The organism is Psychrobacter sp. W2-37-MNA-CIBAN-0211 (assembly GCF_040309405.1).
Classification (GTDB): Bacteria; Pseudomonadota; Gammaproteobacteria; order Pseudomonadales; family Moraxellaceae; genus Psychrobacter; species Psychrobacter glaciei.
In genome coordinates this window covers 188,400-210,990 of the sequence record NZ_JBEOOU010000004.1, presented here as the reverse complement: position 1 = coordinate 210,990, position 22,591 = coordinate 188,400, and the positions used below count along the sequence as shown (strand labels likewise).

16 protein-coding genes are annotated in these 22,591 nt (G+C 44.2%); 10 read left to right on the top strand and 6 right to left on the bottom strand.

The genetic code is table 11. The features are described from left to right. Positions 1-43: 43 nt before the first annotated feature. Positions 44-1,144, bottom strand: coding sequence for a 4-hydroxyphenylpyruvate dioxygenase (gene hppD, locus AAEY72_RS06780; protein WP_194619718.1), 1,101 nt, complete (start codon positions 1,142-1,144; stop codon positions 44-46). Between the two features lie 170 nt (positions 1,145-1,314). Here hppD and AAEY72_RS06775 point away from each other — a divergent pair, with 170 nt between their 5' ends. From AAEY72_RS06775 to AAEY72_RS06755, 5 genes are all read left to right on the top strand, one after another. Beyond that, positions 1,315-2,244 carry a LysR family transcriptional regulator gene (locus AAEY72_RS06775; protein ID WP_352309971.1) on the top strand — a complete coding sequence of 310 codons (930 nt, stop codon included), beginning with the start codon at positions 1,315-1,317 and terminating at the stop codon, positions 2,242-2,244. 275 nt (positions 2,245-2,519) lie between these two features. After that, positions 2,520-3,716 carry an amino acid aminotransferase gene (locus tag AAEY72_RS06770; protein WP_240216023.1) on the top strand — a complete coding sequence of 399 codons (1,197 nt, stop codon included), beginning with the start codon at positions 2,520-2,522 and terminating at the stop codon, positions 3,714-3,716. Positions 3,717-3,989: 273 nt separating this feature from the next. Next, positions 3,990-5,291 (top strand): fumarylacetoacetase, encoded by a 1,302-nt coding sequence (gene fahA / locus AAEY72_RS06765; protein WP_352309970.1) that lies wholly within the window; start codon positions 3,990-3,992, stop codon positions 5,289-5,291. Between the two features lie 124 nt (positions 5,292-5,415). After that, entirely contained in the window at positions 5,416-5,991 is a 576-nt protein-coding gene (locus AAEY72_RS06760; protein WP_010197491.1) for a VOC family protein, read from the top strand. Positions 5,992-6,026: 35 nt separating this feature from the next. Beyond that, positions 6,027-7,079: a TRAP transporter substrate-binding protein gene (locus tag AAEY72_RS06755; RefSeq protein ID WP_352309969.1), complete on the top strand. Its 1,053-nt coding sequence runs from the start codon at positions 6,027-6,029 to the stop codon at positions 7,077-7,079. A 79-nt stretch (positions 7,080-7,158) separates the two neighbouring features. Here the strand turns inward: AAEY72_RS06755 and AAEY72_RS06750 are convergent, their stop codons facing one another. Beyond that, the gene (locus AAEY72_RS06750; protein ID WP_352309968.1) at positions 7,159-8,016 is read right to left on the bottom strand and encodes an IclR family transcriptional regulator; all 858 of its coding nucleotides are present in this window, start codon (positions 8,014-8,016) and stop codon (positions 7,159-7,161) included. Between the two features lie 130 nt (positions 8,017-8,146). On the opposite strand from AAEY72_RS06750, the gene maiA reads away from it, so the two are divergent. The 5 genes from maiA (at position 8,147) to AAEY72_RS06725 (ending at position 13,575) form a co-directional block, all read left to right on the top strand. Next, positions 8,147-8,794, top strand: a complete 648-nt coding sequence (gene maiA, locus AAEY72_RS06745; protein WP_502945357.1) for a maleylacetoacetate isomerase — start codon at positions 8,147-8,149, stop codon at positions 8,792-8,794. A gap of 503 nt (positions 8,795-9,297) precedes the next feature. Next, on the top strand, positions 9,298-10,803 hold the full coding sequence (locus tag AAEY72_RS06740) for a DUF4331 domain-containing protein (protein WP_352309966.1): 1,506 nt from the start codon (positions 9,298-9,300) through the stop codon (positions 10,801-10,803). A 27-nt stretch (positions 10,804-10,830) separates the two neighbouring features. Beyond that, positions 10,831-11,112: a hypothetical protein gene (locus AAEY72_RS06735; RefSeq protein WP_210540578.1), complete on the top strand. Its 282-nt coding sequence runs from the start codon at positions 10,831-10,833 to the stop codon at positions 11,110-11,112. A 76-nt stretch (positions 11,113-11,188) separates the two neighbouring features. Continuing rightward, on the top strand, positions 11,189-12,433 hold the full coding sequence (locus AAEY72_RS06730) for a tetratricopeptide repeat protein (RefSeq protein WP_352309965.1): 1,245 nt from the start codon (positions 11,189-11,191) through the stop codon (positions 12,431-12,433). Next, complete coding sequence (locus AAEY72_RS06725; RefSeq protein WP_352309964.1) at positions 12,430-13,575, top strand: HupE/UreJ family protein; 1,146 nt, start codon at positions 12,430-12,432, stop codon at positions 13,573-13,575. The genes AAEY72_RS06730 and AAEY72_RS06725 overlap by 4 nt, the downstream gene beginning before the upstream one ends. Before the next feature lie 269 nt (positions 13,576-13,844). On the opposite strand, the gene AAEY72_RS06720 is transcribed toward AAEY72_RS06725, so the two are convergent. The 4 genes from AAEY72_RS06720 to AAEY72_RS06705 all read right to left on the bottom strand — a co-directional run bounded on the left by AAEY72_RS06720 (position 13,845) and on the right by AAEY72_RS06705 (position 22,512). After that, positions 13,845-14,246 (bottom strand): ExbD/TolR family protein, encoded by a 402-nt coding sequence (locus AAEY72_RS06720; protein ID WP_189585118.1) that lies wholly within the window; start codon positions 14,244-14,246, stop codon positions 13,845-13,847. Between the two features lie 38 nt (positions 14,247-14,284). Beyond that, entirely contained in the window at positions 14,285-14,875 is a 591-nt protein-coding gene (locus tag AAEY72_RS06715) for a MotA/TolQ/ExbB proton channel family protein (RefSeq protein WP_352309963.1), read from the bottom strand. Between the two features lie 281 nt (positions 14,876-15,156). Continuing rightward, on the bottom strand, positions 15,157-16,221 hold the full coding sequence (locus AAEY72_RS06710) for an energy transducer TonB (protein ID WP_352309962.1): 1,065 nt from the start codon (positions 16,219-16,221) through the stop codon (positions 15,157-15,159). 264 nt (positions 16,222-16,485) lie between these two features. Continuing rightward, a complete protein-coding gene (locus AAEY72_RS06705) occupies positions 16,486-22,512 on the bottom strand; it encodes an ESPR-type extended signal peptide-containing protein (RefSeq protein ID WP_352309961.1) in 6,027 nt (2,008 codons plus the stop codon). Between the last annotated feature and the right edge of the window lie 79 nt (positions 22,513-22,591).

Below are 22,591 nucleotides of genomic sequence, written 5' to 3'. Positions count from 1 at the left end.
ATCCTGCCCGTTTTTTTATGAGCTTTTCTAAATGTAGCGTAAATTATGGCGTTTCAGTCTGTGGCTGACCAACCGCGCCGCGGCGCACTTGGTCACGCTCGATAGATTCAAACAAGGCTTTGAAGTTACCTTCGCCAAAACCATCTTCGTAATCGCCTTTACGTTGGATGAATTCAAAGAACACTGGGCTGCCCAAGATAGTTTCAGAGAAAATCTGTAATAGCAGACGTGGGACAGAACCCTCAGTCGTGCCATCGAGCAAAATACCGCGCATCTGTAGCTCAGACACAGTCTCGCCATGACCCGGTAGACGCTCACCCAGCATTTGGTAATAAGTATCATTTGGTGCGGTCATTAGTGGAATACCAGCCGCTTTTAGCTTATCGATACTGGCAAACAAGTCATCGCTAGCCAAAGCAATATGCTGAATACCTTCACCGTTAAAGTGCATCAAATACTCTTCGATCTGACCACCGCCCTGCTTCGCTTCTTCATTTAGCGGGATACGAATTTTACCGTCAGGTGCGGTCATGGCTTTACTGGTCAGACCAGTGTATTCACCTTTGATGTCAAAAAATCGAATTTCGCGGAAGTTAAAGACACGCTCATAAAAGTTTGCCCAATAGGCCATACGACCACGGTAAACGTTATGGGTTAAATGATCGATGACTTTAAAGCCATGTCCGATAGGGTTTCTGTCTACATCAGCAAAAAATTCAAAGTCGACGTCATAGATAGATTCACCATCTTTATAACGGTCAATCAGATATATCAATGAACCGCCAATACCTTTGATAGCAGGAAGGCGCAGCTCCATTACACCCGTTGGCACGTCTACTGGCTGCGCGCCCATCTCGATGGCACGCTCGTAAGCTTGTTTGGAATCTTGCACCCGAAAACCCATACTACAAGCGCCCGCGCCATGCTCTTCTACAAAGTAACTGGCTTGGCTTTTTGGCTCACGATTCAGGATAAGGTTGATGTCACCTTGACGGTATAGCGCAACGTCTTTTGAGCGATGATTGGCCACGTGTGCAAAGCCAAGCTGTTTAAACAATGCCTCGACAGCATCTGGTTTAGGTGATGCGAATTCAACAAAATCAAACCCATTTAAGCCCATTGGATTTTCAAATAAATCTGCCATTGTAATCATCCTTAATTTCAATTGGTGGTCTAAAAATCATAAAAACAATACGAGAAAGCAATATGAGAAAATACTCTCAATCAATAATTCTTATTGACGATGCATTTATATTAGATTAGGTTTATTTATAAGACTAATTGTTTTTTATGATTTATTTATCAGGTTTACTTATGAATATCAGCATTCGCCAACTCACCGCTTTCATCCAAGTCGCTGACAACGGTAGCTTTACTCGTGCCAGCGATCAGATGCACTTGACCCAATCAGCCGTTAGTGGATTGATTAAAGAATTAGAATCTGGCCTCGGTATTGTGTTATTTGACCGTACTACCCGTCAGCTGTCTTTGTCGGTAGTTGGACGGCATTTGTTGCCGCAAGCACGGCGTATTTTGAATGAGATGCAGCTTTTCGAAAATGAGGCGAGTAGTTTGACTAGCTTGGCGCAAGGTCAAGTACGGCTAGCCGTTTCGCAGTTCGCAGCCTCGTCCATGCCAGCAGTTATCGCTCAGTTTTCCAAACAGCACCCTGAGATTGGCGTGTCGTTATTGGACTGTTCAGCAGAAAACTTACTTAGACATATTCAAGACATCGAAGTCGATTTGGGTGTCGGTACTGAGCTTGGCTTTATGGAGACTGATGACGATGTCAACGCTGATTTGTTATATCAGCTGCCATTTTGTGTGGTCATGCCTGACAGCCATGCGCTGGCACAAAAACGTGAGATAACGTGGCAGGATTTATTAGACATTCCGCTCATCACACTGCAAGGTCCTTTTATTGAACAAGTGACAGCAGAACTGGACGATCAGATCGCCAGCCATATCCAGCAGGCACGATATAAAGTGAATTTTATGTCTACCGCCCTTGAGATGACCCGTCAAGGATTTGGCATTACGCTTTGCTTGCCCTACATGCCTGAAGTTATCGACTGGGTCAGTGCCAACGGCTTGCAAATGCGACCTTTGTCCCAGCCTGTTAAGATGCGACAGTTCTTTATTTATCAACGCTCCTCACGCGCGTTATCGCCTGCCACTATTGCTTTCAAGCAATTTTTACAGACATATTTTAACGATCACTTTGATGGCTTGCACAATACTTAATTTGCATAATACTTAGTTTGTACGGTATTTGATTTTCATAGCACTTAATTTTCATAGCATTTAATTTTCATAGTACGTAAGCCAAGTTTATTCAATCCTTGACGCAAACCATAAATATAGTTAAAAAATAAATAGGGCATGTTGGTGTTTTTTAAGCGTTTTATAGATTATTTGGCTTGTCGTCAGTCAATGTGACTAAATCTTACGTTGAGTTAATTATCCATTTGATTTATGCTTTTTGGCTTCGCGACTCATATTTTTTGTAAGGATACAGAATGTTTAGAAGTGTAGAATATTATGCTGGTGACCCTATCCTAGGGCTTATGGACAAGTTTTCTGCTGATCCCAATCCCAATAAAGTCAATTTGGGCATCGGTATCTATTACGATGAAGAAGGGGTACTGCCCGTACTGGACTGTGTAAAAACAGCCGAAGAACGCATCGCAGATCCTATCTCTGCGCGTCCATATCTACCAATGGCAGGATTGCCTGGTCATCGTAGCGCTTGCCAAAACTTACTGTTTGGTAAAAACGCTCAAGTGCTAACTGATGGTCGTGTGGCTACGATAGCGACCCTCGGTGGCTCAGGTGCGTTAAAAGTTGGCGCTGAGTTTATTCATCAATGGTTCCCGCAGTCGAAGTGCTATGTCAGCGACCCGACATGGAGCAACCATATCGCTATTTTTGAAGGCTGCGATGTAGAAGTTGGCACTTATCCTTACTACGATAAAGCCAGCAGCAGCATCAAATTCGATGAGATGATCGGTTTTTTTGAAACTTTGAATAAGCAGGATATCGTGTTATTGCACCCTTGCTGCCATAATCCAACAGGCATGGATTTGACCAAAGCGCAATGGGATAAAGTCTTAGAGGTGATAAAACAGCGTGAGTTGATTCCTTTTATGGACATTGCCTATCAAGGGTTTGGCGAGGATATGGACAGTGATGCTTATGCTATCCGTAAAGCGGTTGATATGGATCTCATATTATTCGTGAGCAATTCCTACTCGAAAAACTTGTCTCTGTATGGAGAGCGTGTCGGCGGTCTGTCCGTCGTTTGCCCTACCGTAGAGGAAACCGAACGCGTCTTTGGTCAGTTAAATTTCATCGTTCGCCGTATTTATACCAGTCCCCCATCGCATGGCGGACGTGTGGTCGATATCGTCATGAATGATGACGCACTATACCAGCAGTGGGTTAGTGAGGTTTATGGCATGCGCGACCGTATAAAAGCCATGCGCTTAAAGCTCAAGTCGGTATTAGAGTCTAAGCTTCCTGAGCGTAGTTTTGATTATATTACTCGTCAAAACGGTATGTTTAGCTTTACCGGATTGACAGTTGAGCAAATCGAGCAATTACAAACCGAATTTGGTATTTACATGGTATCTAACTCACGTATGTGTGTGGCAGGCTTAAATGTCAACAACATTGATTACGTGGCCAATGCCATGGTAAAGGTTTTAAAAGACTGATTAAATCACACGGCTAAAAATGTGGTTTGATAAAAAGGCTGAGCACTTGCTCAGCCTTTTTTTATGTTCCATTTTGGTCTAATTAGTAAAAATAATACTACAGTCAGTGAAAAGTAATATCGATACATCACGCACTGCTGATATCAATTTTATAGCAGGTATAACGCCAAGCCATTGCACAAAAAACTTGCAATCCACATATCAATAAATTACATTATACGTAAGTAGTTAATTATAACGTAATCATAAATTTATATTAGCAAGGAGCAAATCATGTCAACGATTGACGCAAGCCTCACCTCATTTATCGATATCGCCGCTGATTCTGACTTTTCAATCCACAATCTCCCCTACGGTATTTTTAGCGATATCGAAGACGCTGCTGGTAATAACAAGCGCCGCGCTGGTGTTGCCATCGGTGAGCATGTACTGGATTTGTCCGTACTGGAGACAGAAGGGTTATTAAATTTGGACGGTGGCCCTTACTTTGACCAATCTACTCTGAATGCTTTTATTGATTCTGGTCGAGACAATTGGACGCAGGCGCGCACAACTATTCAAACACTGCTGTCTAGCGACAATGACACCTTACGTGACAATGCAGACTTGCAAAAAAAGGCGCTGTTTAAGCAAGCAGATGTCACTATGCATATGCCGGTTCAAGTGCCCGGCTTTACAGATTTTTATTCTTCTAAAGAGCACGCGACCAACGTCGGCACCATGTTCCGTGATCCAAACAACGCTCTATTACCCAACTGGACTGAAATGCCTGTTGGCTATAACGGACGCGCCAGCACCGTCATCGTTAGCGGGACGGATATCGTACGTCCATCAGGCCAGCTAAAGCCCAACCCTGATGACCGTCCTATTTTTTCTGCCTGTAAGCGTTTAGATTTTGAGTTAGAGACTGCATTTGTCGTTGGTAAAGGCAATCATATCGGTCAACCAATCGCAGTAGATGAGGCCTCTGATCATATCTTTGGCATGGTGCTGCTCAACGACTGGTCAGCCCGAGATATCCAAAAGTGGGAATACGTACCTTTAGGGCCATTCAATGCTAAGACGTTTGCTTCTGAGGTTTCCCCTTGGATTGTCACCATGGATGCACTGGCCCCGTTCAAAACAGCTTGCCCAACACAAGAACCTAAGCCACTTGCTTATTTAAATGAAAAAGTGAGCGATAACAGCTTTGATATCCATCTATCGGTTGAATTACTGCCTGAAAATGCGGAGACGGCTACTGTTCTTTGTGAGACCAATTTTAAATATATGTACTGGTCAATGGCACAGCAATTGACACACCACACTATCACTGGCTGCAAAGTCGAAGTCGGCGACATGATGGGCTCAGGTACGATTTCAGGGCCAACGCCTGACTCTTATGGCTCGATGCTAGAGATTGCTTGGAATGCGACTAAACCTGTCACGCTTGAAGGTGGCGAGACGCGCAGCTTCATCGAAGATGGCGACACAGTGATCATGAAAGGCTATAGCGAGAAAGACGGCATCCGTGTTGGCTTTGGCGAAGTACGCGGCAAAGTACTACCCGCACTTAGCTTTGATTTTGATAAATAATAACCGCATATAAAAAAGGCGTAAAAGTAGATTCAAACTGTCAGACAACAATGATGTACCGTCTATAAGTACTGACAGTTTGTCTATTAATATGAAATTTACGCCCTATCAAAAGGAGTTTGATATGAGCTTTCAAATTGAGAAAATCCATCATGTGGCTTATCGCTGCAAAGATGCCAAAGAAACCGTTGAATGGTATCAAAAACACCTAAATATGGATTTTATTTTGGCATTCGCAGAAGATCACGTGCCTTCAACCAAAGCCTTTGACCCATACATGCACGTCTTCTTAAATGCTGGCAGTGGCAATGTCTTGGCCTTCTTTGAAGTACCCAACCAACCTGAAATGGGCTTTGATCCAAATACCCCGAATTGGGTGCAACACTTGGCGCTAAAGGTCAAAGACCGTAATGAGCTATTGATTGCCAAAGAGCATTTGGAACAAGGCGGCATTGATGTCATTGGCGTCACCAATCACGGTATATTCCATTCTATTTACTTCTTTGATCCTAATGGTCATCGCCTTGAGCTGACTTATGACGATCCAACCTCAGAAGACAAAGTCTCGATGATTACAGACGCCATCAAGCAAGACATGCTAGATGAGTGGTCTCGTACCAAACGCGCCCCAGCACATACGCAGTTTTTGCATAGTGAAGAGCTGGCTGAAGCGCGTGAAGTCGCCCCTGTCGGTGAATAGCAAACCATATCTAACCATCATGAAAGGATTCGATGATGAAAGTAAAAACCCCTTTAGGAATACTCTTGGCTGCCTCTATTGCGATGACTGGTTGCTCCAATAACGATCAAGCGGTCAGCGCATCTACGGATGCAGGTGAAGTGACAACGTTGCGATTCTCGCACTTTATGACTGCCACTGACAATATAAACACCGAAGCATTAGAGCCATGGGCGAAGAAAATTGAAGCAGATTCAAAAGGCCGCTTAAAGGTTGAGATATACCCTTCTGCGACGCTCAGCAAACCAGGTGCTACCTATGACGCTACGGCGAAAGGCAGTGTGGATATTGGTATGCAAGCGCAAGGATATACAGCAGGACGATTCCCTTTGACTCAAATCGTAGAGTTGCCAGGTATCACAAATACTGCAGAGCAGCAGAGCTGTATACTTCATAAGTTATATGATGAGGGTGTCATTAAAGACGAATACGAAGACACTCACTTGCTAGCGCTGATAGGCACTGGTCAAGGCGCACTTCATACCGTTGACAAGCCTATTCGCACACCAGCCGACATGAAAGGGCTGCGTATTCGCCAACCTTCTGCGGTTGCGAGCCACATTATTGAGGCGACGGGCGCTGCACCTGTCGGCATGCCTGCCAGTGATACTTATACCTCGCTTCAGCGCGGTGTCATTGACGGGCTCAGCTTTACTTGGCAGCCCATTCAAGCGTTTCGCCTTGATGAGCTGATCAATACGCACACCAACATTCCTTTTTATAACTCTACCTTTGTGATCAGTATGAACAAAGATAAATATAACAGCTTGCCTGATGACCTCAAAAAAGTGATTGATGACAATTCTGGCGCAGAGCTGGCAGCGCATATCTCTAAAGTATTTGACGTCAGCAATGCCAAAGCGATGGCCGCCGCCAAAGCAAAAGGCGATATCATGATTGATATCCCTGATCCACTCAATGACCCAGATTGGAGGGGCCCATTAATGGAAGGCTCTCAGCATTACCTTGATGAAGTGAATGCCACTGGTCTAGACGCTGACAACGTATACGAAAAAGCAAAAGCGGCCAGTAGCGTCTGTATGGTTTAGAGGATGAATATCATTAGATGATTTTCGAAAATAAATCTTTTGATGCGATAGCCAGTTAGCTTATAGAATCACATACTGGCTACGCTATTTGATAACGCTGCGCTATTGCGAGTATTTGTTCGACCACGTTATGTTGCTCACTCATCGGTAACTGCTCTGTGGTTCCAATGATAGTAATGGCGTATTCTAACGGTAGCGCTTCGTTAACAGTTTTATCACTACTCGTGGATGGTTTAGCAGCACTACTGGCAAGCTGCGGTAAGATAACAGGAATCGTAATGGCATTAATGCCCATGAGCATATCGCCCGTCACTGTTGCATAGCCTTGAGTACGAATTTTGGCTTGCAGTTGAGTAAAATGTTGCCACTTCTCTGACATCTCTGCTGCTGCAGCACTCGTGTGCCATTCGGCCTCAACCAATGGCTGAATGACAACATCAGGTTGATAACTGGCAAATAACTGCCCTGTCGCCGATGTCGTCAGTGGCATACGAGAACCGATGCGAGTAATGATACTGATTGGACTGTCTGGCTCAACCGACTGAATGATAATAGGGCCTTCACTAAACCATTTGGCGATTTGTACCCCGCAATTTAGGGTGTCTTTAATCTCATTAGCCACCTGCGTGAGACGCGCCAAAAAATTGTTTTGGTTGACTCCAGTATGTCCTAATGACGCCAGTGCATTGACTCTATCGCCAAGACCATAGCGACCATCATCGAGCTTACGAGCATAGTCTTTACGAATGAGGCTGACCAAGTAACGATGGGATTTTGCTGGGTGCATTTGCATGGCTTCAGCGATATCCTTTAGCATCATAGGCTCATTGCGGTCGATCAGCACATCTAGAATCGATAGCCCAATCTCAAGCGACTGGACGCCACTTTGGTTTTTACTGGTGACAGAACTATCTAAAAGGGTTTTGGCTGCTGGCATGATTTGCTCAATGAATAATTTACTTAGTTAAATGTCAATTTAAAGTCGGGATAAAGATTTAACATCATCACGCTTGTTTTAGGCCGTGTTGAACATTCACAACATATCATAATAAAAGGAATTAATAATGATGACACTTTATGGCTACTTTCGTAGCAGCACCTCTTATCGTACCCGTATCGCCATGAACCTAAAAGGTTTAGATTACGATGATATCGCAATCAATTTGGCACAAGATGAGCAGTTAGAGACTGCCTTTAAAGCGATTAACCCGCAAGGATTGGTGCCAGTATTACAAGCCGATGACTTACTATTATACCAAAGTCCAGCTATCTTGGAGTGGTTAGAAGACGTCTATCCTGAGCACGCGCTGTTGCCTAAAGATGCGGCTGGACGTATGCATGTGCGCGCGTTGAGCGCCATGATTGGTTGCGACATTCATCCGCTTAACAATCGCCGTATCTTACAATATTTACGTAATGAGTTATCAGTAGACGAAAAAAATGTCATTGCATGGTGCAATCGCTGGATCAGTGAAGGATTTGCCGCTTTAGAAACACGTTTGGCAGCGGATAATCATCGCGGACAATTCTGCTATGGTGACAGCCCTACGTTTGCAGATTGCTATTTGATTCCGCAGGTTTCTTCTGCTCGCCGTTTTAAAGTAGACCTCAGCGCTTATCCCAACGTCGTCGCTATTGATGCCCACTGCCGCACGCTAAAAGCCTTTGCAGATGCTGACCCTATGATGCAACCCGATGCCCCTAAGCCTCAATAAATCACGAACCCGTTATTGAAAGGATAAGCACGTTGCAAAATAGGTTCTATAGTCGACTCAATGTAAAAAGAACACAGCTTAAAAAGAACATAGCATTGCTGGGATTGATTTTCGAAGCCTCTGTCTGCGCAGGCACAGTAAGCAAGAAAAATTGACATCAGCAGTGCGTGATGTATCGATATTATTTTTCACTGATTAAACCTTCTTATTTTAATACACCCTCTTGATTTTGAACTGATTATAGGCGATAGTTACTGACTTTAGTACAACTGCTTTGATATTGTTTTCAAAGCAGTTTTTTGTAAAAAACCGACGACTGGTATGATAAAACCGATAAAAGTTCTAATAATTTGAGCTAATTCAGTGTATAGTTTAAATGAACTTGGTAAGGACACTATTTAATTTAATTAATCAAACTTTAGAATTTAATTGAATTCATCAAAGTTCATATGCTATAAAATTTTCACAGCCTCTATCACTTAAGTTTTTCTACAAGGATCCGTATGAAACACACCACAAAGGCTCTAATAGCCGCCATGACTCTATGCGTTAGCGCAAGCGCCGTCGCCTCTAGTCACCGTGAAGCCCCTTCCATTACCAAAACCCCTAAAGTCGATGCCACTGACTTTTATATGTTTAATAGTTATGAAAATAATCGAGCCGATTACGTCACGATTATTGCCAACTATCTACCGCTACAAGACGCTTACGGTGGACCTAATTACTTCGCATTAGACGACGATGCCTTGTATGAAATCCATATCGATAACAACGGCGATGCTGTCGAAGATATTACCTTCCAGTTTGACTTTACCCAAAACTTAAACAGTATCGAAATCGACTCAGATGGCAACCCATCGACAGCAAATGTCGCCATTCCTTTGTCCAACGCTGGTGATGCTTCGGTTGCTGCTAACGTACAAACCAGTGAGAGCTATGACGTCACGATGGTCAAAGGCGATCGCCGTAGTGGCTCACGCACTGATTTGGGCAATTTCAAAAAACCATTTGACTATATCGGTACCAAATCGTTTGCTGACTACCCTACCTATGCACGCAGCTTTATTAAGCCGTTAAACTTGGGTAGCTGTGGTCAAGGTCGAGTATTTGTTGGTCAACGTGCTGAGAGCTTTGCAATTGACTTGGGTAGAGTGTTTGATTTAATCAACCTAAACCCATTAGGTGCACGTAATGGTGGTACTAACATCTTGGCAGATAAAAACATTACCTCTATTGCCATGGAAGTCCCTAAAGCTTGCTTAGTCAACGCGACTGGTGACGATCCTGTCATCGGTGCTTGGACAACGGCGAGCGTGCGTCAAGCGACCTTGGTAAATGGCAATCCTGCTTCAGGCATCAGTACAACAGCCAAAAAAGGCGGTGCATGGACTCAGGTTTCAAGACTAGGTATGCCATTGGTCAATGAAGTGGTTATTGGACTTAAAGATAAAGATAAATTCAATGCATCAGAGCCAAAAGACGATTTAGCGAAATTTGCTCCCTACGTCCAGTACCCCACGCTTCCAGCATTGATTGAAACTTTGTATGGAGATGCGGGTGCAGTAGCGCCAACGAACTTCCCTCGTCAAGATTTAATCACTGCCTTTTTAACGGGTGTTCCTACTATCAACAAACCTGCTAATCCAAAACAAGTGCCCGCAGATATGTTACGACTTAACACTAGCACGCCTGCTGTTGCAGCTGCCAATCAAAACGATTTGGGTGTGATTAGTATTATTCCAGGTCAGAACGATGGTCGCCCAAGTGCTAATGCTAAAGATGTTGCAGGTTTTCCAAACGGTAGACGTCCTGGTGATGATGTCACTGACATTGCGTTGAGAGTGTCTATGGGTGCTTTATGTCATGCTGGATTGCCTGCAGACGTCACTTGTGTGCCTGAGGATGCTAAAGCCGGTAAAGGTCTATTCACTGATGGTGCGCTAAAACCTGCGACCGAATTTGACTCAGTATTCCCTTATCTAACCACCCCAACCCCAGGTAGCCGATAAGCTGAATCTAACCCAAGGAGAAATACTATGCGCTATATAATGTTAGCCGTATTGATCACTGGATCAGCTGCACTTTCTGGTTGTTTCAATGATAATGACAACAATGACTTTGACTCGTCAAATCAGGTTGATAATGCTGTTGCGGCAGACCAAGCGAAAGCGAAGTTAGCTGTTAATAATACCTCTGCTGTGATTGATGCTAGTAATAATGTCGACACTGATGAGCCTCAAGATATTGATCGGGTGATGCTGCCTGAAGCCAATTTGGCAGAACCTGTCGCAGTATCAGGCGCCAATGCCTCGCTGTAGTTTGACCTGAAGTTATCCAAGCACCTAATCAGTTTACTGATTGGGTGTTTCTTTATGTTTTGAGCCGAGATATTTTATGCATTGGATTAAATTCCCTATCGGATTATTACTGTTATTACCTCTCAGCAGCCAACTGCTTCACGCTGCCCCCTTTATACCAAAAGACGATCAACAAATTCTAGCGACCCTGCCTACAGATTCCCCAGCGCCGCGCTATCTAAACGCTGCTGACTTTCGAACTGACACACACACAAATACCCCAGCACAAACCAGTCAATTGTTAGAGCGTGCCTATCTACAAGGCGATCCTCGAGCATTGGGTCAGGCACGTGCGCAGTTAGATCAGAGCACAGATCAGAGTATAGATACACTAATGCTACGAGCACGAGCATTGCAGTCAGATCATAAATTTGCTCAAGCAAAAGAGTTACTAACGCAGATATTAGAACAAGAAGCGACTCATCCAGATGCTCTATTGACTCTTTCTTCTTTACTGGTCGTCCAAGGTCAGTTTAAAGACGCTTTGAGCTACTGCAACAAACTTGATGATCCTGAATTGCGTGTTTATGAGTTGGCTTGTCAGGCTCAGATACAGAGCATGACTGGGCAGCTTGAACAGGCAAAACAAACACTCAGTGGGCTGGCGGCGATCGCACCTGGGTTAGATGCATCAACTGCTCGCTGGATATACTTGATGCAAGCAGATGCCGCATTACGTAGCCAAGATACTTCGCTTACCAATCAGATTTTTAGTGTGATGGACGATCAAACCGTACCGGCGCTGATGGCTCGCGCTGACTGGCTATTGAGTATCGGTGAGTATGAAAAGGTGCGCGATATGCTCCGAGAGCATACGGATAAAGACGCCTTGCTACTACGCCTTATCACTGCTCAAATGGAATTAGGCGACCCTCAAGCACAGAAAAACTTGGCCTTGATGAAAGAGCGCATTGAGGTATGGCAGATACGCAAAGAAAATGCTCATATGCGCGAACAAGCGACTTATGCTTTGCTGGCCAATCAAGTAGACTCAGCACTAAAATTGGCTCAAGATAATTGGCAACAGCAGCGTGAAACGGCTGATATCGTGCTCTATGCGAGCGCAGCTATCAAAGCTGGCAGCCAAGCAGACATCAAGCTAATACGCCAATTCATGACAGACACGCAATTCGAATATCCTGCACTGGAGCAAGCGCTACGCTCAGGTAAAATCAGTGATTGTCTAAATTGCCAAGTTGCCACTACGCAAACGTCCAACACTCAAGCCAAAAGCACGCAAACCGTAAGCATGCAAGGTATGAATAAGGAGAAGCTTTTATGAATGCGCTTCGCAGACTTATTGGAAATCATACTTATCGTTACCTGACGCTGCTGTTATTGGTGCTTACGTGTTCAGTGGCACAAGCGCATGAGTCTAGTACCGCCTACTTAAACCTCAATCTGAGCGACTCTGAGAGTACGGCAGAGAGTAAATATGATGCTGAATATGAGCTTTCACTGCGCGACTTAGCGTTGCTGATTGATATAGATCCAAACAAAGACAGTCAAGTCAGTTGGGCAGAAATAAAGTCACAGACATCGCTGATAGAGCAATTGATTCAATCCAAAATAAAACTAGAAAGTAACGCACAAGCGTGTCAAATTACAAAATTTGCGCCATTGGCCATTAATACACGTGGCGGATTTAATTACTTATATAGCAATTTTGCCTTAAGCTGTACTCAGCCTATCGATAATCTTGATTACCAGATATTGGCAGGTATTGATGCCAACCACCGATTGATTCTGACTCAGGCTAATGATGACACCGCCCTACAAGTGCTGGCAGTAGGCCAAAGCCCATTAGGGTCGCAGGCAAATACTGGCTGGATGTCTACCGCGACTAATTTTCTCAAAAGCGGTATACACCACTTGCTGATTGGTTGGGATCATCTGTTATTCTTATTTGTACTGCTCATTCCTGCGGTGTACGTGCGCAAACAGAAACAATTGATTGCTGTCACTAAACCAAAAGCGGCGCTGCTTGAAGTGTTTTGGATTGCGACTTCGTTCACACTCGCTCACTCCATTACACTTAGCTTAGCCGCACTGCAAATCGTTAGCATACCACCACGCTTTATCGAATCTTTGATTGCATTGTCTATTGCCTTTGCCGCGCTCAATAATGTCGTGCCATTACTACGGGTACGAGCGGTCTATCTGGCCTTTGTTTTTGGACTGATTCACGGTTTTGGTTTTGCCAATGTATTGGTAGATTTGCCACTTGCTACCAGTGCACGTGTATTAGCGTTGTTGAGTTTCAACGTAGGCATTGAGATGGGACAGTTAGTATTTATCGCTTTGGTATTTCCCATAGCGCTACTATTACGTCACACACAATTTTATAAATGGATTATATTTTATATCGGTTCGCTGATTAGTATTTTAGTGGCACTGTGGTGGTTTTTTGAACGGGCATTTTAGATAATTGCCGTTTTCTTCCTTTTAAGCTGATTCAAAAAATAAACCCTAGAGCGTGTCATCATTTAGATTGTGAGACTTAAACTGAGGAAAATTGCAGCCAAACAAGGAATAAATTGCCGTAAATATGAACATATTGACAAGATTTCTGACGACTTTTGGCTAAATTTAGCCATTTTAAGACCACTAAATGTATTCATGTGCTAATTGATGACACGCCCTAGCATCTTCTTGATGGTAGGACGTATTTTTTACGGTGATATTCCAAAAGCTTACTCATTGACGAAAGCAACTTTAGTAAGACCTGCATTACTCGCAGCAGCCAAGACTTGCGCCACCATATCGTAACGAGTGTCTTTGTCTGCGCGCAGATGAATACTAGGATCTAGCCCATCACTTGCTGCTTGCGCAAACCGTGTCTGTAGTTGCGGTAATGACAGCGACTCTTCATCCCAAAACAGCTCATTATCTTGATTAATACTGATTTGTAATATGTCATCAGGCAAATCATTAATCGTAGCACTGGTCTTGGGCAGATCCAATGGCACAGTTGGGTTCATCACTGTCGCTGTCACTAAAAAGATAATCATCAGCACCAGCATGATATCGATGAGCGGTATCAGGTTCATTTCGCTCAAACCTTGAGTGTCATCATCTCCTAGATGAAACGCCATGCGTGTCTCCTTTTTTATAGCCAATAAATTGCAAGGATCTAAACGTTTGTATTCGTTTTATCTGTCGTCACTGCTGGACGCATCGATGCACCTAAGAGACCGTGAGCGATATCATTGGCTAAGAATAACGTTCGACGATTCATACGCGCAATAATGTTATAAAAAATCACAGCGGGAATCGCAACGGCAAGACCAAGCCCCGTCATGATGAGCGCCTCACCTACTGGACCTGCCACTTGCGCAAGCCCTGCCTGCCCGCTCATGCCGATACTGCGTAGCGCATGAAATATGCCCCATACCGTACCAAATAATCCAATAAAGGGCGCAATAGCGGCAGTCGTACCTAGTAGCGGCAATCCTTGCTCACTGCGATGTCGATAGCGACCAATTAGTTGCAATAAAGTCTGCTCGGTCATCAATCTGCGCTCCTCTGCACTGGCTTGCAAACTAGGCGGTACTTGTTTTTGTAATTGCTGTGCTAAATCAGCCGCGACAGTTTTGGCCAGTTGTCGACTATAATACAGCCGCAAAATCCCTGTGACCCAAGAGGCAACCGATAACGCCAAAAGCGCAAAAAATAAAGCCTTGGTAATAATATCTGTGTATTGCCAATAATCCATAAGATCCATACATCTTCCTTAACGTAACTATCTTGACTTGACTTGACTTGACTTGACTATCTTAACGTAACTATCTTGACGTAATTATAGTAGATTCACTTTAAAAAAATACCATACTGCTGGGATGATTTTTTCTAAGGCTCTGAAGTGCCAAGCACACAGCAAGCAAGGAAGTTGATAATACCTAGACTTGCCGTATCTTTTTTATATTGATCTGATGATAGACCGTGTTGTTCATTTAAAAACAGCTGCTATCATTAGCATCGGTGAAAGACCTTACAAATTCTATGTTAATTGTTAAATGTCGGTCTCTCATATACCAATGACATCGGCACAATCGCATCAACTGTCTTACCGTTTTTTTGCAGTGGATTGAGTTGCCCTGTCCTAACTTGCGTGGTTGCCATTGCATCGATTATTGGACTGCCTGAGGGTTCAAGCAGTTGCACCTCAGTAATATAGCCTTCTTTATTGACATGCAACTCTAGCATGACGATAAATACATCACCGAGCTCAGTATCAATGCTACGCCATATTAGCAATGGTAAGCTAGTCGTCGGTTCGTGCTTATCGAGCCAGCTGCCATAATCTGCCAAAAACGGGGCAGTCTCGTCACTTTTATTAACCTTACTATTTTTATCAGCCTTCTCATCTATAGCGGTCTGATCAGTGACTTGCTTTTCGGCTTGGGCAGCAGCTAACTTCAGCATGTTGGCAATTGCTTCATTGGTTGCTTGTATGCGCCATTGCTCTTGTTCGGCGAGCTTTCGGTTGGTTTGTTTTCCTAGTGCACGTTTCTGTCTGGCTTGATCACGGTTGAACTGCGCTGTCACAGCTCGAATCATCGCCGATAGATCTTGCTCTGTGTCGTCTGATACATTCGATATTTTTCTTGATTCTACTGTCGTCAATGGTGACCCTGATGAGGGGTTTTCGAGAGAATTTTCAGGATTACTTTCTAAATTGGGTGGTTTTTTAGCCACGTCAGTGTTTGTTGTTGAAGGCATTGGCGCTTCTTTTGTTTCAGCTTTTAATGTTGCAGCTGATGACGTCTGAGCAGATGCTACTACTTTTTCTAATGGTTTGATTGGTTGAGTCTCAGAGACGGGTTGTTTTTCTGAGACAGGTTTGGATCGAGGTTCTGTACTTGGCCTATTGGTAGGAGGTGACGCTAATGTGATTAGCTCTAGTTGAATGGTCTCTGGTTTATTTTTTATTTCGGGAGGTTTTGGGGTATCGATAGATATCATTGCCCATACCGTGGCACCGTGCAAGGCAACCACAAAAATGGTGACCCAAGCATTGAGAGGACGAGTAAATGGATTCGGTAGTATCATGATGATTAGAATACTCATTAAAAACAAACCTGTATATCGATTTCTTTAATAAGTTCTTAGATAGTTGAAAGCGAATGATCTAACACTTTTCACTCTCTACACGATTGATATACTTACCTTCTTAAACTTGGCAGGTTGATCAAAAAGTGATTTTATGATAATCAAGATTTATACGATTATTATCTTCATTGCATTAAATATTTATTTTTCATCCATAAAAAAACAAGACATCTGATGTCTTGCTTTTTTTATCTCATCAAAATTTATAATTGAGCAGCCTCTTTAGTCAAAATGGAAACCTGCACCTACTGCGCCGCCTACATTGCCTTGAGTATCTGCCGTACCGTTCACTTTGATAACCCAGCGACCGTCGTTAGAGAGTTTAGAGAAGCCAATGGCTACAGCGCTTTCGCCGTTATAGGTACTGACACCACCACCGATCAGTGACTTACCTGCGATGTAGGCCTGAGGTAGTGCAGACATTGCCATTGCAGCTGAGATACCTGCATTTGCATCGTCTTCCACTTCATCGATTCTGTAGCCAAGGTCATTCATATTACTATTGAGTCGACTATCAAGTGCACTGAGCTGACTGTAGTTGACGGCATCGGTTGCCTCGATACCATCAGCGACACCAGTGATACGTTGACTGCCTGCATTTATTCCTTGAGCGGTCATACTTGGGCCGCCTTGCATACTGATACCATTACTATTGATGACTGTCGTGCCAGTCGTGACACTATCAACGTTGATGTTGCCGTTGAGATCAAACTTGATGCTACTGCCCTCTGCTGTTGTGGTGATGTTATTACCACCTGTGAAGCTTAGAACACTATCATCTCCGACTGGCTTGTTGATATCAGCACCATTGTCAGCACCGAAATTAAGACCCGCATCAATTTTATCCGTATTGGACTGAATATTTGTCGTATTAGTCGTGATATTACTGGTGTTGGTCGCAATATTGGTCGCATTAGTGGCGATGTTGGTTGTATTGGTCGCAATATTGCTGGTATTCGTTGAAATCGCGGTGGTATTGATCTGTACGGTTTCATTGATTTCGATAGTACCCTGCCGGATAGACGCAATGGCACCGTCGATACTACCCTCACCTGTCCCACCGATATTGCTATTGGTGAAAGTACCATCAGCAGCATTGTAAACAGTGGCGCCACCGATAATACTACTGATACCGCTGCCTTGGGCATACAATTGACTGCCGTTAATGGCGTCTTGACTGCCTACAGTAACCTCACCATTTTGGATATTAGTGACCTTGTTTCCAGCGGCATTGATGCCACTTTTGGTGACACTAGGGCCGCCTGTAATGGTGAGGCCGTTATCATTGATGGTGGTATCACCGGTAGTTACACTATTCAGAGTTATATCTGGGTTTAAATCAAAGCTGATATCATTGACACCAGCAGGTATGGCCGATGCTTGTACGCGAGCATTCGCATCAGTAGTCACTACATTGTTGACTAATGTTCTAGAGACTTTGATGTTGCCATCTGTGCTGTTTAAATCGAGCGCATCTCCTTGCTTGACCATTGTAGCAATATCACCTTGAGCGGTAATTCCCCAGCCTTGGTCTAATGCGATTGCCACTTCTTTTAATTGACCAACGTTGACCGCATCACTGTCCAGTGTACCTGCACCAATATTCGTAATTGTGTTGCCACCATTATCTAGACCACGGCTAGTCAATGAGACCTGTGATGCCTGTGAGAGCATTCTACCAAAGCCATTATCAACGAAGGTAAAGCCTGCATTACTCATGATGCTATTGCCTATTTGTATACTACCATCATCTCCCAGATCCAATTGGTTATTGAGTTTCACCTGAACACCAGTCGCCGAAGCAACCGTAGTAAGGTTTCTATCACCGGTCACATTGATCGTATCGCCTAATGCAAATTGCTGATCATTGGCACTATTGCCGTCACCAATTCTGATACCTTTAGCAATCTCGTTATTAGTGGTTGTAAGCTGTGCAAAGTTGACAGCATCACTTGGGGCAATCCCTTCACCAACCTTGATAATTCTATTATTACCATTATCCAGACCTTCGTTGCTTAACGTAACGGTCTGTTTAGGGCCATCAGTAATGGTGATGCCTGCATTGTTGAGAACTGTGTTTTCCATTCTCACACTACCGTTTGTACCAAGCACCACATCTTCAGCCAATCTAACATTTAGATTGCCGTCTTCATCAGCGATTACACCGATGTTGTTATCAGTTAACTCTGTCGCGCCTCCTTGGATTGTTAAGGTTTGACCTAATTTGCGATTGACGATAGCGGCAGTATCATCTCCTGTGAAGTTCAGTCCCAAGTCAACGGTGCTATTGGTTGCATTTAACTGTCTAACATTGACGGCATCCGTATCTGCCTCCCCATCATTCACCTCAGTGATTCTATTGCCACCATTATTAAGACCCATGCTGCTTAGTCTAACCGTACTGCCACCCAAGAAGCTGACGCCACCTGTGTTCAACAAGGTATCCCCTGCGGTGACACTGGTAAAGGTAACATTCTCTGCTGTCGCCACTTTAATACCACCATCTTCAGCACTAAGAACGATGTTGTCTCCTGTGAGGAAGTTAGCCGTATTGTCCGTTTTATCCAGTGTTTTAACCTCATTGCCATTTATTTGAGTGATAACCGTCTGCATAGCGCTATCAGCTTTTACCAAGCTGGCTTTGCTAGTTTCACTTAAGTCAACGGCATAGTCGGTCATGTTGGTCAACTCGTCTTTGTCACCTGCTGTGACCGTGACGGCAGAAGAGCCTGCTGAAGCGGTGACACCATCTGCATTGACGGTATAGACGTCTTGACCGTTCTGACCCGTAGATTTCACAACATCAGCCACGTTAGTACCTGCGGCGACTTCTGTTTTAGCAGCGGCAGCTGAACTGTTGAGCTGACCAACATTGACCGCGTCTTTATCTAAGACACCCGCCTTGACGTTTGTCACTTTCTTATTACCAGCGTTGATACCATTAGACTTAGTGATACTGGGGCCATTGACCATGCTTAGACCGTCACTGGTCAACGTTGCATTAGACAGTGGGTTTGTACCTGTTACTGTCACACCAATGCCGCTGACCGTAGTCACACCGCCCATTGCCAGACCACCAGTGACTATGCCCAAACGATTAACTTGAGTGCCACCAAAGATATTACCTGTGCTGACGCTGCCGTTATTGCCTAGATCAAGATCGTTGTTGAGTTCGAATGAGACATCATTACTCGTTGAGTCTTTAGAGACGATGATGTTGCTGTTTTTGCTATTGAAGTCAACTGCTTCACCAGGTCCAACATTGCTTGCAGTAGCACTGTTACCTTGTGCACTGATATCCCAGCCTCTATTAGCCGTGTCTGTCACACCATTTAGCTGACTGAGGTTGACGGCGTCATCTAATTCAGTAGCATCAGCTACTTCAGTGATTCTGTTGCCGCCATTGTTGAGACCCATGCTGCTTAGTCTAACCGTATTGCTACCCAAGAAGCTGACGCCACCTGTGTTCAACAAGGTATCCCCTGCGGTGACACTGGTAAAGGTAACATTCTCTGCTGTCGCCACTTTAATACCACCATCTTCAGCACTAAGAACGATGTTGTCTCCTGTGAGGAAGTTGGCCGTATTGTTCGTTTTATCCAGTGTTTTAACCTCATTGCCATTTATTTGAGTGATAACCGTCTGCATAGCGCTGTCAGACACGTTTGATACACTTTCTAGCTGACCATAGTTCACCGCGTCAGTGGTAGTTGTACCAGCTTTGACGTTTGTGATCTTTTTATTGCCAGCATTGATACCACCAGATCTGGTCATGCTTGGACCATTCAGAATGGTTAGACCATCACTGGTCAACGTGGCATTAGACGGATTAAAAGGGTTTATACCTGTTACGGTCACACCAGCGCCACTGACTGTAGTGACGCCACCCATTGCCAGACCACCTGTAACCATGCCCAAGCGATTGACTTGAGTGCCACCAAAGATATTGCCTATGCTGACGCTGCCGTTATTACCTAGATCGAGGTTATTATTGAGCTCAAATGACACATCATTGCTCGTTGAGTCTTTAGAGACAGTGATGTTGTTATTTTTACTATTGAAGTCAACTGAATCGCCAGGTCCTACATTGCTTGCAGTAGCACTGTTACCTTGTGCACTGATGTTCCAGCCCTCATTTGCAATGTCTGTGACAGCTTTTAGCTGAGATACATTCACTGCATCAGTATCTGCTGAGCCACCTGCAACGTTAACGATACGACGTTCGCTTCCAACAGCTCCTACCGAGACTGTGCCATTATTTGCATCAGCAGCAACGTTGGTTAAGAAAGAAGCACCACTTTGTACTGTTGCAACAGAGTTTTGACCTAAAGCGACACTGTTTAAAACATTTGCTCTAGAACCTTTACCTAGCGCAACACCACCTACAGCCTGAGCTTGCGCATCAAGACCAAGTGCAACGGTGTCATTGGCAGTTGCTTTGGCTTCGTAGCCTATCGCAACCGCACGACTTGCGCTGGTTCCGTTTGTGGCTCTTTGACCTATCGCAATTGAATTAACACCTGCTTTTGCATCTTGACCACCAGCAAAGCCGTTGAATGAAGATCTTGCGCCTTCACCGATGACGGTTGAATTTGAGTTCCCAAATGCATTCTCTCCAACAACGGTTGAATTATTACCGTTTGCATTGGCATTCGAGCCAACAGCAAGAGCGTTAGTCCCTGTTACTGACGTGGTGTATGGCTGTGAACTGCTGGAGCGGATAGGAAAATCAATATCAGCAACGATAGTGTCTAATGCTTTTAGCTGAGATACGTTCACTGCATCGCTGTTATTTATACCTGCAGCGACATTGACAATCTGACGAGTACCGTCTTTGGCATTACCTATAGAGACTGCACCAAGGCTGGTACTGTTAGTGGCTGTGATAGCTGCTTTGTCTGCGATACTGGCACTTGTGGGAGCAAAGCCAATTGCACCACCTGCAACATTCGCAACAGATTGTGACCCTAGAGCCACTCCCTCTTGAGTATTAGACTGGGCACCCGCACCAAGTGCGACTGATCCTTTTTCACTTGCTGAGGCACCTATACCAAAGGCAGAAGACGCAACACCAGATGAAGAGGACTGTACGCCAATAGCGGTAGATAGTGCGCCTTCAGATAGCGATTTTACTCCAATGGCTATGGAAGCGGCACCACCTGAATCGGTGTTCACCATATAAGGAGGTGTCTCAACAAGATCTCGACCCGTATAGGAAACGAAGGTAGCATTAACATCGCCACCATTGATAGTAAAGGCTGAGGTACCATTGATATTTGCTTTTGAGGCAGCATCTAAATCATCACCGCCTATAGCAATAGATGAATGTCCTTTCGATACAACGTTTGCACCAATCGCGATAGACTGTTGTCCACTTGCAGTCGTGTGCTGTCCACTTTGACCGCTACCAATTGCAATGGCTTGTCCACCAGTAGCACTAGCATTACCGCCCATAGCCATAGCATTTGGTCCGGTTGCGCCATCGTTATTGGCATTACCAGTAGCTGTTGAATTGACACTATAGTACTTGGTTTTGTTAGCTGCGACTGCATTGTTCAGATCACCGATGTTTGCAGCATTGCTATTATTACCAACACCACTGGCGACGTTTGTAATTTGATTGCCACCATTATTAAGACCGTTATTACTAAGCGTAACGTTATTGGCTGCATTGATAGCCGTGATCTTGACCCCAGAGCTATCGAGCAAAGTATCACCAGTTTTGAGGCTGCCATCAGCACCAAGATCGATGTTTTCAGCTAACTGGATAGTTAAGGTGTTACCAATACCGAATACACCTATATTACCATCCGTCAGTGGTCCAGTTGCACCACCTAAAATATTAAGTGTCTCGCCATTACTGCGTGTGATAGTTGTAGGATTATCACCTTCGAAGTTTAGTGTTATTGAACCTTCAGGATTGTTTTGATCAGAGTTATTGTTGTGGCTATTGTTACCAGAGGTATGGGCATGTACGCCGTGACTGCCATGGCTATGAGTATAATCGCCATCATGGTGATTTTCTGTACCCGTAGCATTCGTCTGCATACCAAAACCAGCAGCCAATAGTCCAAGGCCTATGGCACTTAATCGTAATGTCTTGATTGTAGATAGGTTAGATGTTGTGTTGATAGCAGTGTTAGAGCTAACACTAGATTTGGAAGATTTGCCACGCCCCTTTGCATATTCACCGACTGCGGTAAAGCAATTTAAGGCTTCATTCCAGATGACTTTATAGATGCGGTTCATGATATGTACTCCCTTACAGACTTGTCAGATTTAAAAAATCAGAGATAAAATCTATGTCGCAGAGAGTCGATATCACAAA

Coding starts and splice junctions, on each gene's coding strand:
- hppD (WP_194619718.1), bottom strand. CDS start 1,144: ATGGCAGATTTATTTGAAAATCCAATGGGCTTAAATGGGTTTGATTTT.
- AAEY72_RS06775 (WP_352309971.1), top strand. CDS start 1,315: ATGAATATCAGCATTCGCCAACTCACCGCTTTCATCCAAGTCGCTGAC.
- AAEY72_RS06770 (WP_240216023.1), top strand. CDS start 2,520: ATGTTTAGAAGTGTAGAATATTATGCTGGTGACCCTATCCTAGGGCTT.
- fahA (WP_352309970.1), top strand. CDS start 3,990: ATGTCAACGATTGACGCAAGCCTCACCTCATTTATCGATATCGCCGCT.
- AAEY72_RS06760 (WP_010197491.1), top strand. CDS start 5,416: ATGAGCTTTCAAATTGAGAAAATCCATCATGTGGCTTATCGCTGCAAA.
- AAEY72_RS06755 (WP_352309969.1), top strand. CDS start 6,027: ATGAAAGTAAAAACCCCTTTAGGAATACTCTTGGCTGCCTCTATTGCG.
- AAEY72_RS06750 (WP_352309968.1), bottom strand. CDS start 8,016: ATGCCAGCAGCCAAAACCCTTTTAGATAGTTCTGTCACCAGTAAAAAC.
- maiA (WP_502945357.1), top strand. CDS start 8,147: ATGACACTTTATGGCTACTTTCGTAGCAGCACCTCTTATCGTACCCGT.
- AAEY72_RS06740 (WP_352309966.1), top strand. CDS start 9,298: ATGAAACACACCACAAAGGCTCTAATAGCCGCCATGACTCTATGCGTT.
- AAEY72_RS06735 (WP_210540578.1), top strand. CDS start 10,831: ATGCGCTATATAATGTTAGCCGTATTGATCACTGGATCAGCTGCACTT.
- AAEY72_RS06730 (WP_352309965.1), top strand. CDS start 11,189: ATGCATTGGATTAAATTCCCTATCGGATTATTACTGTTATTACCTCTC.
- AAEY72_RS06725 (WP_352309964.1), top strand. CDS start 12,430: ATGAATGCGCTTCGCAGACTTATTGGAAATCATACTTATCGTTACCTG.
- AAEY72_RS06720 (WP_189585118.1), bottom strand. CDS start 14,246: ATGGCGTTTCATCTAGGAGATGATGACACTCAAGGTTTGAGCGAAATG.
- AAEY72_RS06715 (WP_352309963.1), bottom strand. CDS start 14,875: ATGGATCTTATGGATTATTGGCAATACACAGATATTATTACCAAGGCT.
- AAEY72_RS06710 (WP_352309962.1), bottom strand. CDS start 16,221: ATGAGTATTCTAATCATCATGATACTACCGAATCCATTTACTCGTCCT.
- AAEY72_RS06705 (WP_352309961.1), bottom strand. CDS start 22,512: ATGAACCGCATCTATAAAGTCATCTGGAATGAAGCCTTAAATTGCTTT.